Here is a 14,359-nt window from a genome sequence, read left to right as displayed (position 1 = left end):
GTTATTTTCTGAGCTCCACGGTGCCTGAGCGCACAGATTTTTTAGTGCCTTCAGCCGTTTCATAATAGTTTCCGTAAAACTGGTCCGACGGGGAATTGTAATAAAGCTGTAAATAGCAGCGATCGCCACAAGCGCTTACTAAAAATCCCTCTTTGTCGTCCGCGAGGGTCGCAATATTGTCGATGTTGCCCCGTCCGCGAGAGTCACTGTTTACCCCAGGGCCGTGGATGCTTAAGAAAAAAGTGCCCGAAAAATCACGTTTAGAATAATCAGGGGATAGTTCCCATACCACCGAAAGGTCGCCGCGTTTGCGATCTAAAAACTTGACCGCCCCTGTGTATCTTCCTGCGAGTAAACGAATTTGACGGCGGGTTAAAGCACTCCCTTGCGCTAATGAAACTTTGGGGTCTTCGATGATCGTGTTTGCCAGAACTTCCTGAATACTTCTTTCATCATTTAAGTAGTGAATACGCCCACCACGGCCGGCCCTATTTATCGGAGGCTTAGAAGGCGCTGGTTCCGGAACGAGTTTTTCTGTCGAAACCGAAGGGGGTGTCGTCGCTGGAGAGGGTGAAGCCGAAGTCGCAAGTTCTGGCGCGGCGGATTTAATGGTTTTAAATCCCACATCAGCTAAAAACAAAAGCATGACTTTGCCCAAGAGCTCATCTGCTTTTTCGTATTTTTCTTTTAAATCTTTGATTTTGGTATATTCCAAATATTCGCTTTGGCTGAGCGCGACCAGATTTGATTTGGCCCGGGACAGGTCTTCACATTTGGCGTCGACCGTTGGGATTGAAACGACCTGGGGGCCAGTGAGAAATCGATGAGACAAAAAACCAACAACAAAAGCGATGGTGATCGGAACTAAAATTTTAGTCATGATTTAGCGTACGATAGAACTAAAAGAAGATCCCGCAAAAAAAACGGGCTTTTGAGATTTAGCGGACGCGATTTTGATATAGCTGCACAGAAGCAGAGCTAAAAAAATCATAAACCAATTGCTAGGTGATAAGTGCAGCAACATATTTGTCCGTTAGGCCTTTCGGCTCTTTAAATATCCTAAATAGTACTCAATACCACTGGTTATACTCAAAATGACGCTGACCCACAAGACCCCGTAGCCGACTTTGTCGAGATAAGGGATATAAGGGTCCATATTTCCAATAATTACAATGGGGATGGCGATCATTTGCATGGCCGTTTTCCATTTTCCGGCTGGTTTGGCGTCGATAATGATTTGATCTGCCGCGGCAACCGAGCGGATACCCCCGATAAAATTGTCCCGGGCTAGGATCACGATCACCATCCACACGTCGATTTTATCATGGGCTAAAAGCATGGTGAGAATACTGGTCACCAGAATTTTATCGGCGATCGGATCCATGAACTTTCCGAAACTAGAAACCGCTTGGTATTTTCGGGCGAAATAGCCATCGTAATAGTCGGTGATCGAAGCTAAAATGAAACAGACGGCCGCAGCTACGTTCCACCAAAGCGTGTCTGGCCACATCAATGCCACAATAAAAGGCACCATCACGATACGACTCATCGTAATCTTAGTTGGAAGAGATTTTTGGAAGGCCGTAGGGGTGGTGGTCATGATCATCCTTATCGCGCTGCAAGCTGACTCAAAGTACCAGTTTAGACTAGAAATAATCAATGTTTATTCATCGTCACAAAGTGCAGTTTTACGAAACCGATTTGATGGGAATTGTCCATCACAGCAACTACCTGCGCTTCTTTGAAGGTGCGCGGGTGGCCTGGGCTCATTCTAAAGGGCTTTTAGACTATCAGCAGCCCGGAACCGCCAGTCACTTTGCGGTCTTAGAGACGCAAGTGCGTCATGTCAAACCCACCTTTTTCGGCGATGATTTACAAGTAGAGGTTCAAGCCAAGACGGATGGCAATCGGTTGATTTTTCAGTACCGATTGCATGGTCGCAAAGGGGAGATCTGTGCACTTGGACAAACCGTGCACGTGTCCTTGGGACCTGATTTAAAACTCAAACGACTTTCGGCAGAGATTAAAGCCGTGACGGAGAAAGAAACATGGACAGAAACCTGGCTCTAGAATTTGTGCGCGTAACTGAAGCGGCGGCTTTGGCTTGTTCTCGTTGGATGGGTCGCGGAGATGAAAAAAAGGCTGACGCAGCGGCCGTGGATGCCATGAGAAAAGCTTTCGATGTTCTTCGAATGGATGGAACGGTTGTGATCGGTGAAGGGGAGCGGGACGAGGCGCCGATGCTTTATATCGGTGAAAAAGTCGGTCAAGCCGGGGCGGATGCACCAAAGCTTGATATCGCTTTAGATCCTTTAGAAGGGACCACCATCTGTGCCCACGGAGGTGTGGGGGCCATTGCCGTTATCGCGGTGGCCGAAAAAGGAAACTTCCTGCATGCGCCAGATACGTACATGGATAAAATTGCTTGTGGTCCAAGAGCTAAGGGACAAATTGATTTAGATAAAACACCGGCTGAAAATATCCGTGCGGTGGCTAAAGCTTTAGATAAAGACGTTGAAGATGTGACCGTGGTGATCTTAAATCGTCCTCGTCATGAAAAATTAATCGCGGAAGTGCGTGCGACAGGTGCTCGTATCAACTTGATCGGTGATGGTGACGTTTCTGCCGCGGTGGCCACGGCTTGGGGTGATTCAGGTATTGATTTGCTTTTAGGTGTGGGGGGCGCTCCGGAAGGAGTTATTTCGGCCGCGGCCATGCAATGTCTGGGTGGCGATTTCCAAGGTCGTTTGAAATACCGCAACGATGAAGAAATCGAGCGCGCTAAGAAAATGGGTATCAAAGATCCACTTAAAAAATTCACGATTGATGATTTGGCGACGGGTTCTGTGATGTTTATCGCGACCGGCGTGACCGATGGTGCTTTATTAAAAGGTGTTCGTTTTGGTTCCGACGGTAAGGCAAAAACAAACTCTGTGGTGATGCGCTCACAGACAGGAACCATCCGCACAATTGAGGCTTACCATGATCTTGATCACAAGCCGCCGGTGGCTGTTCCTCGCTAATGGAAGTAAAACTGATTTGTTTTAGTTGCAGTAAAGAAATTCCCGTGGCTGGTCACATCGGTCGCCGTGATGAATGCCCGCATTGTCGTGCGGATGTTCATGTGTGTAAGAACTGCGACTTTTACGATGCTAAAGTGTATAATGAATGTCGTGAAACACAAGCCGATGTGGTGCGTGAAAAAGATCGCGCGAATTTTTGTGATTACTTTACACCCCGAAAGGGTGGAGCTGGCGGCATTGATAAAAAAGCGGCTCTGCGTGCCGCGGCTGAAGCGTTATTCAAAAAATCCTAATAAACAGTCTCGAAGACTCTTTTTTAACGTTCTGTGACTGCTCTTGACTCTGTTTTTGGTTTGCGATGAGATTTCATCCACAAACTAAAAGGAGCAACCTATGTTGAACAAAATGGTGATGGCTGCAGTGCTGGTATTAGGCGTTGCTGCTCATGCAAATACATCAAGCAATCAAAGCGAATTCTTTTTTCAGTCAGAAGCTGGTAAGAGCGAAGTAACGCCAAGAATTGGTTATAAAATGATGACCATCAAGCCCGATGGCGCGACGTCAGACACTAAATTAAATGGTCTATTTAATACCGGCGTTTCTTACGAATACGGCATCAACGAGATGTTCGCCATCGAAGGAGCTTTGTATTACGGGTCGTTAGAAACTGACGGCACACCGAAAACAAAAACCAACGGTCTTCAAGATCCAGAAATTACCTTGAAAGGCACTTCGCCAATGGCGTGGGGCAACCTTCGTTATGGCGCCATGCTAGGTCTTGGTTTTGAAAAGCGTAAATATGCGTCTGCGACGAGCGACGGAAATTTAGCTTCAGGTGGATATTCACTAGCTCCTTACATCGGTGCGGATATGAATCTGGGTGGCGGCATTGTCGGTGCTCGCGCATTGTATGAATACCGCATGGAGCGCACAATTGACGACGGATCGGGTACAGATCTTAAAGTTAAAGACGGTCATGAGTTGGGCTTAAGCGCGTTCTATGAATACTTCTTCGCAGACATGCTTATCGGTGGATCGATCAACTATCTTTCAGCTGACAAAGTTAAAAACTCTGACACTGGTGCACAAGAGGAAGATTCTCACACAACGACAGGGATTTCTTTGTACACTCGCATCCCAATGGAGACGTGGGCATTGATTCCTCGCTTGGATTACGATTTCTCTCGCAGCCACTACAGCAAATACGACGATATCACATTGTCAGTAGCCGCTCGTTTTGGTTTCTAAGTCTTTAGTCTAGACAAATATTGACTTGAGTGTCGTGTAAAAGCGACACTCAAGGTCTATGGCAAAAGCATCGACCACTGAAGTTTTCAACTGTACTCCTGAACAATTCTTTAAAATCATTTCTGATTACGAAAAGTATCACGAATTTCTTCCTGAAGTAAAAAAGTGCACGGTGATGAAAACCGAAGGCCATCGCAAGCTTGTCGAATATCAAGTGCAAGTGATGAAATCTTTTAAATACAATCTGTGGATGACCGAAAATGCACCCAACAGCATCACCTGGGAATTTGCTTCTGGGGATATCTTTAAAACGTCGGTGGGCTCTTGGAAATTAGAAAACGAGGCGGGAAAAACGCGTGCGACTTACACGGTTGAAGCGACGTTCAGTATGTTTGTTCCGGGGCCTATTGCCAACGCATTAGTCAGTGTGAATTTACCGAATATGATTAGCAGCTATCATAAAAGGGTCAAACAAGTTTATGGCGTCTGATGATAAGAAAAATCCCGATGACGATGGAGCCAAAGACGTAAAAGGTCTCTTGGGTGAGACCATGAAAAAGGTTTTCACTGCCGGGGTGAGTGCGGCTTTCATGACGGAAGAAAGTTTGCGCGCTTATGTCTCTGAATTAAAACTTCCCAAAGAAGCTTTGAATCTGCTTTTGCAAGGTGCCAATAAATCCAAAGAAGAAATCACCAAGCGTGTTACCAATGAGATCGTCGGCATCATTCATAAAATCGATTTCGTGAAAGAAGCCTCGCGCTTCGTGGAAACACACAAATTTAAAATCACGGCCGAAATTGATATCATCAAAAAGGACAATAAGTCTGAATAACTAGACCTTAGGGAGTCTCAAGTTGAGACTAAAACCACCGATAAGTAGCTTATGGAATTAGAAATCTTAAGCCTCTTATCGGTGATCTTTTTTTGTCTTTGTTCTCATCAGCTGATTAAAACAGTGGTCCGTCCAATTCCTTTGTTGGCCTCGGAAAGACCTTATGCGCGAGCAGCTATGCAGCTTGGCAAGTTTTATAAGTCTTTAGCTTGGGGTGCGATGACCGCGGCGTTTTTAATGGGCCTGGTTTTTTCGTTCCAACAAGTTTTCCAAACACTTTGACTCTTAAATAAGGATGGATAAGGCTTCCTAAGATGGAGGTCTTTCATGTCTCAATTCACGACCCAAAATCCTGCCACGGGCGAAATTCTTAAAACTTACAGTCATATTTCTTGGGAAGACGCCCAAAAATCTATTGAAGCGGCCGATCGTGATTTTCAAAAATGGCGTAAGACTTCATGGGAAGTTCGTTCCCAAACTTTAAATCGCCTCGCGGCTGCTCTGCGCGAGCATAAGGCAGAACTTGCAAGTCTGATGCAAAATGAAATGGGTAAATCTATTGCTGAAGGCAAAGCGGAAGTTGAAAAGTGCGCGGTGACTTGTGAGTTTTACGCAAAATCAGCGCAAGGAATTTTACAAAATCGTCAGGTCCAAAACTCTCCTTATGCTCGAGCCGAAGTCAGCTTTCAGCCCTTGGGTGTGATTTTTAGTATCATGCCGTGGAATTTCCCACTTTGGCAGACCTTAAGATTTGCAGCGCCCGCTTTGATGGCGGGAAACGTGATTGTTTTAAAACACGCGGATTTGACGGCAGGAACGGCTGAACTCATCGGAAAAATCTTTGCCGATCTTTCGAGTGAATATCAACTATTGCGTAATACTCAAGTCGATCACGACATTGCGGCACAAATGATTGCTCATCCGTTGGTTCATGGCGTGACATTCACGGGAAGTACCAAGGGTGGAAAGTCGGTGGCGATAGAAGCTGCGAAAAATTTAAAAAAGATTGTTTTGGAATTGGGCGGCAGTGATGCGTACCTGATTTTGGCGGATGCAGACGTCGAAAAAGCAGCTGCCCGCACGGTCAAAGCGCGTCTGGTGAACTGCGGTCAAAGTTGCGTTGCGGGCAAACGATTCATCGTCGATAAAAAGATTTCCGATCAATATATAAACGCGTATGTGAAAGAAATGAAACAAGCCGAACTTGCGCCACTAGCCTCGGCGCGTTTTCAAAAGACCATTGTGGAGCAAGTGGAAAAACTTAAAAGTTGGGGCGGAAAAGTCGTTTTAGGCGGTACGGCTCCGCAAGGAGCGGGGGCTTATTACCCAGCAACGGTGGTCGTTTTCGAAAAAGATCGTCCCGAAATTCATGCCGAAGAAGTTTTCGGACCGGTCGCTATCATTGTTCTTGCGGAAAACACAGAGGAAGCCGTTCGAATGGCTAACTCGTCGCCCTATGGCCTGGGGGGCGGCGTATTTACTAAGAATGAAGAAAAAGGCAAAGCCTTAGTTGAAAAAGAATTGCAGGCGGGCTTTGTTGTAGTAAATGATTACGTAAAGTCAGATCCGCACATCCCCTTTGGTGGAGTGAAAGAGTCCGGATATGGACGGGAGCTTGGCGAATTTGGTATTTTAGAATTCGTAAATATCAAAACTGTGGCGGTCGCTAGAGAAAATTAGAAATTTAAATTAGAAATTTAAAATAGAAGCTTAAGGAGCTCATGAAAGACTTAGATCACCATGTTTGGAAACTCTTAAAGCACTATGGGCTTTTAGAGAAAAAAATCCTGGTGTCTTTGTCCGGTGGGGTAGACTCCGTCGCTCTATTTTTATCACTCTTAAAAACTCATGATAAATCTTTGCTGGGGGTTTTTCACTTTCACCACGGCATTGGCGGAAATCAGATTTACCGCGATGAAGCTTTATTATTTTGTGAAAAACTGACGGGTCGGCATGAGGTTCCTTTTTTCTTTGAAAAAGCCAAAGGGGCGCTTAAATCGGAAGCGGATTTTAGGGAAGCTCGCTTTGCTGCTATTGAAAGCGTAAAAAATCAGCATAACTTTGCGGTTGTGGCTTTGGGGCATCACCGTGACGACCTTTTAGAAACTCGAATGATGCGTCTGATTCGTGGCACCGGAGGTCAAGGTTTGGCCGCAATGCGAGAGTGGGACCAAGGGATGTTCCGCCCCCTGTTAAGTCGGGCAAAGTTAGAATTGGAAGCCTATGTGGCCGATGAAAATGCTCCTTTCTTGGCGGATCCCTCAAACAATGACTTGGACCCTCTGCGCAATTGGTTGCGGAAAGAATGGCTGCCGCAATTAGAGGTGCGCTCTGTCGGATCTGTCGGCGTTTTAGCTCGTTCTTTAGAGACGATTGTTGATGAAATAAGCACTCGCGGGGATCTGCTTTCGTCTCAAGAGGACTTCGGATCGCAAGGCCTCCAAAGAAGTTTCTATCTGACATTGACTCTTTCAGAGCAAAAACGTCTTTTAGCACAGTACCTTTTTGCCTTAGGAAAACGAGATTTTTCACAATCTCATATTGAAGAAATACAAAAGCGCCTGGACAACTCCCAAAAAGTGATCACATTTCAGGTGGCAGGTTTGAATTGGGAGATTAACGCGCAGCAAATTAAGGTCCAGTCCTGATCGTTTTTACGAGAGGAAAAGACCCTTATTTTACTGTGCGAATTTCTTTGTCTGAAACCCTAACCATGTTACCCTTGTACTGCGCCCACGGAAGGCGTCTTGACCTAAGTCAATGAAAGGACTGAAATGCGCTCTACTCAGAAAACGCTGGCTCTTTGGTTTTTCCTCATCATTATGGCCGTGTTCTTGTTCCAGGCCTATGAGAGCAAGCATCAAAAATCGATTGCTGATTTTAACTATTCAAAATTCACCGAGGCGGTAAAAGCCAATGAAGTGGCGACGGTCACCTTCCGCCAAGACACGAGTGAAATCGTGGGTGAAATGAAACCGGAGTTTGAAAAGAAATACTCGGGCACTCATTTTGCGATCGTGGGTAACACGCAAGATGAAGGTTATAAATTTCTTCAAAGCAACGGTATCACGCCAAACTATGAACGTGCTGATAACGGTGGGTTCTTTCAGTCCCTCGTGGTGAACTGGTTGCCATTGATTCTGATCGTGGCGATGTTTTTATTTATTATGCGCCAAATTCAAGTCGGCGGTGGTAAAGCGATGTCTTTTGGTAAATCGCGTGCGCGTCTTTTAACAGAGCACAAAAATCGTGTGACGTTTAAAGAGGTTGCGGGTGTGGATGAAGCCAAAGACGACTTGCAAGAGATCGTAAGCTTCTTAAAGGATCCAAAAAAGTATACAAAACTTGGGGGGCGTATCCCTAAGGGTGTCTTGCTTGTGGGTTCTCCGGGTACTGGTAAAACTTTGCTTGCACGCGCTGTCGCGGGTGAAGCCGGTGTTCCGTTCTTTACAATTTCTGGTTCAGACTTCGTTGAGATGTTTGTGGGTGTCGGTGCGAGCCGCGTTCGCGATCTCTTTGAACAAGGTAAAAAGAATGCTCCTTGCTTGATCTTTATTGACGAGATCGATGCGGTCGGACGTCATCGTGGGGCTGGCATGGGCGGTGGTCATGATGAACGTGAACAAACCCTGAATCAGCTTCTGGTTGAGATGGATGGTTTTGAATCTTCTGAGGGTGTGATCATGATCGCGGCGACGAATCGTCCCGACGTTCTTGATCCGGCCTTGTTGCGCCCAGGTCGTTTTGACCGTCGCGTGATCGTAAATAAACCTGATCTTAAAGGTCGCGAGCAGATCTTGGGCGTGCACACGCGTAAGACACCCCTTGGGCCTGACGTTGAAATCGTGCGCATTGCGCGTGGAACTCCGGGTTTCTCGGGCGCTGATTTAGAAAATCTGGTGAATGAGGCCGCCTTGGTAGCCGCTCGCAATGATAAAAAATACTTAGAGATGGAAGACTTTGAAAAAGCTAAAGACAAAGTCATCATGGGTGCGGAAAGAAAATCCATGGTTATTTCGGATGAAGATAAAAAAGTCACTGCTTACCATGAAGCGGGTCATACGCTGGTGGGTCGTAAGTTAAAAGGCCTTGATCCTATTCATAAGGTAACAATCATCCCTCGTGGGATGGCATTGGGTGTGACTCAAACATTGCCAGAAAAAGAAAGCGTATCGCTTTCAAAAACGACCGCAGAAAACATGATCGCTTTCCTATTCGGTGGGCGTGCGGCTGAAGAAGTGGTCTTCAAAGACATCACCACGGGTGCGGGTAATGATATCGAGCGCGCGACCGAGATCGCTCGCCGCATGGTCTGTGAATGGGGTATGTCTAAACTAGGGCCTTTGGCTTTTGAAAAACGTGACAACCCGGTTTTTATGGGCATGGGTTACGGCAATAAAGAAAAAGATTACTCCGAGTCGAAAGCTCAAGAGATCGACTCGGAAGTTTCTAAGATCATCAATGAGGGGTATCGTGTAGCGGTGCAAATCTTGACTGATTATAAAGATGCGTTAGAGCGTTTAGCGCAAGCCTTGCTTGAATACGAAACGATCGACGGCACAGAAGTTGAGATGTTGGTCAACGGTGCGGCGGTTGCGGAAATTGAAAAATACCGTGCTAATCGCAAAGAGGCGAATTTGATCGCCGCTTCAAATATGAAAAAAAATGACTCTGGAAACGATCCAGTAGGAAACACCGGTCCCGTTACAATCTAACGGGATCTTGCTTTAAAAATATCGATAGGGATGAAGGCTTTTTAGAATGTTGCAGCAGTTTGTCGATAATTTGATCTTTATCATTCAGCATCTGCGTGTGCAGGATGCAATCGACATGCTTCTGGTTTGGATGGTGGTTTACCGTATCTTGGTGCTCATTAAGCGCACGGGCACCATTCAAATGCTTTCAGGGCTGGGCGTTTTAGCCATAGGGTATATCTTAAGTATCTGGCTCGAACTTTTCACCTTCAATTGGATCTTAGAAAAATTCTTTTCAAACCTCTTTGTGATTGTGGTGGTTTTATTCCAGGCCGAGATTCGTCGGGCTCTGGCACATATCGGGAGCAATCCGTTTTTTAATGATGCCTCTAACATTCAAGAAACCCAAGTCATCGAAGAAATTGCGAAGGGAATTATTCTTACCGCGCAAAAAGGTTTCGGTGCTTTGGTGGTGGTTGAACGTGAAATCGTTATCGACTATCACATTGAGTTCGGGACTGAGATGGACTCGAAAGTTTCGGCAGAGCTTTTGGCATCGATCTTTCACCCTGAAAGCCCGATGCATGATGGGGCGGTTTTAATCCGCAATGGTAAAATCCACTCGGCCGGATGTTTTTTGCCGTTAAGTAAAAATCCGGCATTAGATAAAAATCTCGGGACTCGTCATCGCGCGGCCATTGGATTGACAGAAGAAACAGATGCCCTGGTGTTTGTGGTTTCTGAGGAAAATAAATCTATTGGTATTGTGCAAGGTGGACATTTAAGTCCGAATGTTGAGCTGGGTGATATTCGTAAAGCCCTCTATGAAACCTTTGGTTTAAAATACAAAGCCTTTGCGCAACAAGGGGAGGCTTAAGATGAAGCGCTCTTCTTCCTGGTCACGTATTATCACTGAAAACTTTAGTTACAAGATTGTCGCGCTTTTTATTTCGTTAATCTTATGGCTTACAATCCTGGGGCGACGAGATTTCGTTTTAAGCAAAAACATTGATATTGATCTGATCACCTCGCCGGGCACGCAAGTCGTGGCGCAGACGACAGACCATATTAAGGTGAAAGTTTCAGGTCCCCGCAGTTCTTTAAAGAAGTTTTTGGAAAGCTCGCTTTCGCAAAACATCTCGCTGGATATTTCTCAGCGAGGCGAGGGCGTTATTTATGTTGATATTCCGATGAATAAAATTGAGGTTCCTCTGGGTGTGCGAATTCTTGGAGTTCGCCCTAATCAGATTCAGGCCGAAGTCGTTAAATTGAAAGGTCAGCCCGTCGATGGAAAAGAAGGCCAGTAAGGCAGAAAAACAATCCACTAAACTTTTTGGTACCGATGGGATTCGTGGCACGGCAAATCAGTGGCCCATGACTCCTGAAACAGTCGTAAAAATCGGTCAAGCCATTGGATATCTTTTACGTAAAGAAGCCCTTGATAAACAAACGCCCACTCGAAAAGTCGTTATCGGCAAGGACACGCGTCTTTCTGGTTACATGATTGAACAGGCCTTGGCGAGTGGTCTTAACTCCATGGGTATTTTCGTGCAATTGGTAGGCCCATTGCCGACACCGGGTATTGGTTATTTAACTCGCACGATGCGGGCGGCGGCGGGGATTGTTATTTCTGCCAGTCACAATCCTTTCCATGACAATGGGATTAAAGTTTTTGGGCCCGATGGTTATAAAATTTCAGCTTCTATGGAGCGCGAAATTGAGCGCTTGGTTTTAGAAGAAGACTTGATGGCGTTATTGCCACCAAGTAAAGACATCGGTCGCACTCGTCGCATTGATGACTCTCAAGGTCGCTACATTGTCTACGTTAAAGGGACATTCCCTTTGGAGTATACTTTGGATGGAATGCGGATCGTGCTAGATACAGCCAATGGTGCGGCTTACAAAGTCGCGCCTTCGGTGTTTCAAGAGCTGGGTGCTGAAGTCATTCAATTGGGTGATGATCCAAATGGAATTAACATTAACGACAAGGTCGGCGCTTTATACCCCCAAAAACTTTCTGAAGCGGTTGTGCAGTATCGGGCGGACGTGGGGATCAGCCTTGATGGTGACGCAGATCGCGTGATCATGGTGGATGAAAAAGGTGAGATCGTAAATGGCGATCGTATCTTAGCTATTTGTGCTCTTCATATGAAATCCCGAGGCCTTTTAAAAGGGGACACGCTGGTGGCGACCCAGATGTCGAACTTCGGTCTTGAAAAATGCATGAACGATGCCGGTATTAAATTAGTTAAAACCGATGTGGGTGATAAATACGTTGTCGAAGAGATGAAGAAAAACGGTTACAACCTGGGCGGTGAACAATCAGGTCATATCATTTTCTTAGATCATACGACAACGGGTGATGGCTGTGTGGCCGCTTTAGCGGTTCTTGCCGTGATGAAGCAAACCGGCAAGAAGATGAGTGAGTTGAATCACGTTTTTGAAGACGTGCCGCAAGTTCTTATTAACTGCCGCGTGAAAAAACGTATGAACCTGAGCGATATTCCAGGATATGAAAAGTTGATTGCTAGCACTGAATCTAAACTCAAAGGCGAAGGCCGGGTGTTTGTGCGTTTTTCGGGTACTGAGCCCGTGATTCGCGTTTTGGTAGAGGGCGCGAATAAAGAACTTATCAGTCAATACGCGGAAGAGATCGCCTCTTTCTTAGAAAAAGAATTGAGCTAAAAATATGAAACACAAAATTCGTTTGGGTGTGAATGTGGATCACGTGGCGACTTTGCGTCAAGTTCGTGGTGGCACAACATCTTATCCTAGCGTTCTGGATATGGTAAAAAGATCCGTTAAAGGGGGGGCTGAGCAAATCACGATCCACTTACGCGAAGACCGTCGTCATATTCAGTTGCACGATTTAAAAACACTTTCTAAATCGTGCCCGGTGGCCTTGAATTTAGAAATGGCCGCGACCTCGCAAATGGTCAGCTTTGCTAAAAAGTATCGCCCTGATTGGGTGTGTTTTGTTCCGGAAAAACGTGCGGAACTCACCACCGAAGGTGGCTTGGATGTAAAAAAAGGCTTTAAGAAAATGTTCCCGATGGTTGAAAAGCTTCAGCGCATCGGTATTGAAATTTCGATGTTTATTGAGCCGTCGATCGAACAAGTTGAAGCCAGTTATGAGATTGGTGCCGATGCTGTTGAATTTCACACGGGTAAATGGGTTCATCTAAAAGGGGCAAAAAAAACCAAAGAGTGGAAGCGCCTGGTGGAAGCCGCCGAATGGGCTCATTACCTGGGTTTAAATGTTCATGCTGGGCATGGGCTTGATTATGCGCATTCAAAACTGATCAATAAGCTTCCGCATTTGCAGGAAGTAAATATTGGACATTCTTTAGTTTGTTATGCGCTTGAAGATGGGCTTGAAGCTTCCGTGCGTAAGATGCGAAAGATCTTAAAGTAATGTCTGATGTTCTGAATTCGCAAAGAGAAATCAGAAATCTTGAAGAATTAAAAAGCTTTTGGGCGGAAGTTCTTCCGCATCTTTCTAGTCGGTGTATTTTACTTATGAGCGGTGAAGTAGGGGCGGGTAAGACCACCTCGGTACAAATGATCGCCTCGATCTTAGGAATGCGCGATGTGCAGTCACCGTCTTTTGCCATTCACTTGCGCTATGAAAATTCAGAAGGGAAAGCCTTAGATCATTTAGATCTTTATCGTTTAAAAGATGACGATGACTTAGAAAGCTCTGGGTTTTGGGATTTATTTGCGCAGCATAATTCTTTGATGATCATTGAGTGGGCGGATCGCTTAAACTCAGAATTTTTGCCGATGAACTGGCAAAAAGTGAAAGTAACACTTCAAAAGAAATCTGAAGCGGTCCGTCTTATTACGACGGAAACACTGGCTTAATAACGATAACCTAAATTATGAGCGGCCATTTCGTCGGCAAAGAAAACACGGCGCCAGAGTGGAATTTGGGCGATGTTTTCGGGACTAAAAAGCTGCTTGGTTTCTAAATCTCCCACTAAATTTCGGCCCACTTGTTTGCGCACGCGCAGGCGAAATAAGTAGGGCTCTTCAAAAGAAGTGACAAAAAGTCCCCGGCGATTTTCAATCGCCTCTTCAAAGGCGTCACTGTATTCATTAACCAGGCGTTTATCAAAAGGCGCAATAAAGTAAATAAAACCCCAGCCCTGGCGGAGCATCTCTTCATTGATATCAAGGGATCCTTTAAGGATGCGACCTAAAATACGACCATGCTTATCCACATCGCTGTCGTTACTGATCTTGACGATGGTCCCTTTAGGTAGCAGTTCTCGCAAAGCATCCCGAGCTTGAATCGCGCCTTCACCTTGACCGTGTTGAAAGAAATCGACTTCGGGGGTGTCGACGCCCATCAGGCGGATTTTGTATTTCTGAGAATCTGTAATTCCTACTGCGGTCACGGTGTCACCGTCATGGACGTCCAAAATCCGTACTTCTAATGAAAAGGCGCTCAATGGGATTAAAAGGGCTAAGCAGACGGCGAAAAGACGAAGTGTGTGTGGCATGACCCATTTTTAAATCTGATTGAGTGGGGATACAAGCCGAGCAATAAATTTTACAC

18 protein-coding genes are annotated in these 14,359 nt (G+C 45.7%); 15 read left to right on the top strand and 3 right to left on the bottom strand.

Annotated elements, in window-relative coordinates; genetic code table 11:
* Position 1: 1 nt before the first annotated feature.
* Both AZI86_RS14520 and pgsA read right to left on the bottom strand, forming a co-directional pair.
* Positions 2-880: a hypothetical protein gene (locus AZI86_RS14520; RefSeq protein WP_061835985.1), complete on the bottom strand. Its 879-nt coding sequence runs from the start codon at positions 878-880 to the stop codon at positions 2-4.
* 153 nt (positions 881-1,033) lie between these two features.
* Complete coding sequence (gene pgsA, locus AZI86_RS14515; RefSeq protein ID WP_061835984.1) at positions 1,034-1,600, bottom strand: CDP-diacylglycerol--glycerol-3-phosphate 3-phosphatidyltransferase; 567 nt, start codon at positions 1,598-1,600, stop codon at positions 1,034-1,036.
* A gap of 59 nt (positions 1,601-1,659) precedes the next feature.
* On the opposite strand from pgsA, the gene AZI86_RS14510 reads away from it, so the two are divergent.
* The 15 genes from AZI86_RS14510 (at position 1,660) to tsaE (ending at position 13,662) form a co-directional block, all read left to right on the top strand.
* A complete protein-coding gene (locus AZI86_RS14510) occupies positions 1,660-2,070 on the top strand; it encodes an acyl-CoA thioesterase (protein ID WP_061835983.1) in 411 nt (136 codons plus the stop codon).
* Positions 2,049-3,023 (top strand): class II fructose-bisphosphatase, encoded by a 975-nt coding sequence (glpX, locus tag AZI86_RS14505; protein WP_061835981.1) that lies wholly within the window; start codon positions 2,049-2,051, stop codon positions 3,021-3,023. Before AZI86_RS14510 ends, glpX begins: the two co-directional genes overlap by 22 nt.
* Before the next feature lie 44 nt (positions 3,024-3,067).
* Complete coding sequence (locus AZI86_RS14500; protein ID WP_253715966.1) at positions 3,068-3,316, top strand: hypothetical protein; 249 nt, start codon at positions 3,068-3,070, stop codon at positions 3,314-3,316.
* Positions 3,317-3,416: 100 nt separating this feature from the next.
* Entirely contained in the window at positions 3,417-4,271 is an 855-nt protein-coding gene (locus tag AZI86_RS14495; RefSeq protein WP_061835977.1) for an outer membrane beta-barrel protein, read from the top strand.
* A 58-nt stretch (positions 4,272-4,329) separates the two neighbouring features.
* On the top strand, positions 4,330-4,761 hold the full coding sequence (locus AZI86_RS14490; protein ID WP_061835975.1) for a type II toxin-antitoxin system RatA family toxin: 432 nt from the start codon (positions 4,330-4,332) through the stop codon (positions 4,759-4,761).
* Entirely contained in the window at positions 4,751-5,104 is a 354-nt protein-coding gene (locus AZI86_RS14485) for a hypothetical protein (RefSeq protein ID WP_061835973.1), read from the top strand. The genes AZI86_RS14490 and AZI86_RS14485 overlap by 11 nt, the downstream gene beginning before the upstream one ends.
* Before the next feature lie 51 nt (positions 5,105-5,155).
* The gene (locus tag AZI86_RS14480; protein ID WP_061835971.1) at positions 5,156-5,386 is read left to right on the top strand and encodes a hypothetical protein; all 231 of its coding nucleotides are present in this window, start codon (positions 5,156-5,158) and stop codon (positions 5,384-5,386) included.
* 45 nt (positions 5,387-5,431) lie between these two features.
* The gene (locus AZI86_RS14475; RefSeq protein ID WP_061835969.1) at positions 5,432-6,784 is read left to right on the top strand and encodes an aldehyde dehydrogenase family protein; all 1,353 of its coding nucleotides are present in this window, start codon (positions 5,432-5,434) and stop codon (positions 6,782-6,784) included.
* 41 nt (positions 6,785-6,825) lie between these two features.
* Entirely contained in the window at positions 6,826-7,752 is a 927-nt protein-coding gene (gene tilS / locus AZI86_RS14470) for a tRNA lysidine(34) synthetase TilS (RefSeq protein WP_061835967.1), read from the top strand.
* Between the two features lie 126 nt (positions 7,753-7,878).
* A complete protein-coding gene (gene ftsH / locus AZI86_RS14465; protein ID WP_061835966.1) occupies positions 7,879-9,819 on the top strand; it encodes an ATP-dependent zinc metalloprotease FtsH in 1,941 nt (646 codons plus the stop codon).
* A 46-nt stretch (positions 9,820-9,865) separates the two neighbouring features.
* Positions 9,866-10,675, top strand: coding sequence for a diadenylate cyclase CdaA (cdaA, locus tag AZI86_RS14460; protein ID WP_061835964.1), 810 nt, complete (start codon positions 9,866-9,868; stop codon positions 10,673-10,675).
* A 1-nt stretch (position 10,676) separates the two neighbouring features.
* Positions 10,677-11,105, top strand: coding sequence for a hypothetical protein (locus tag AZI86_RS14455; RefSeq protein WP_061835962.1), 429 nt, complete (start codon positions 10,677-10,679; stop codon positions 11,103-11,105).
* Complete coding sequence (gene glmM / locus AZI86_RS14450) at positions 11,086-12,483, top strand: phosphoglucosamine mutase (protein WP_061835960.1); 1,398 nt, start codon at positions 11,086-11,088, stop codon at positions 12,481-12,483. The genes AZI86_RS14455 and glmM overlap by 20 nt, the downstream gene beginning before the upstream one ends.
* Positions 12,484-12,487: 4 nt before the next feature.
* On the top strand, positions 12,488-13,213 hold the full coding sequence (locus AZI86_RS14445) for a pyridoxine 5'-phosphate synthase (RefSeq protein WP_061835958.1): 726 nt from the start codon (positions 12,488-12,490) through the stop codon (positions 13,211-13,213).
* Positions 13,213-13,662, top strand: coding sequence for a tRNA (adenosine(37)-N6)-threonylcarbamoyltransferase complex ATPase subunit type 1 TsaE (gene tsaE, locus AZI86_RS14440; RefSeq protein WP_061835956.1), 450 nt, complete (start codon positions 13,213-13,215; stop codon positions 13,660-13,662). Before AZI86_RS14445 ends, tsaE begins: the two co-directional genes overlap by 1 nt.
* Here the strand turns inward: tsaE and AZI86_RS14435 are convergent.
* Complete coding sequence (locus AZI86_RS14435) at positions 13,659-14,303, bottom strand: thermonuclease family protein (protein WP_061835954.1); 645 nt, start codon at positions 14,301-14,303, stop codon at positions 13,659-13,661. The two genes, tsaE and AZI86_RS14435, sit on opposite strands and share 4 nt — an antisense overlap.
* Positions 14,304-14,359 lie beyond the last annotated feature (56 nt).

Source organism: Bdellovibrio bacteriovorus (assembly GCF_001592735.1).
GTDB classification, from domain to species: Bacteria; Bdellovibrionota; Bdellovibrionia; order Bdellovibrionales; family Bdellovibrionaceae; genus Bdellovibrio; species Bdellovibrio bacteriovorus_D.
This window is presented reverse-complemented; position numbering and strand designations above follow the sequence as displayed.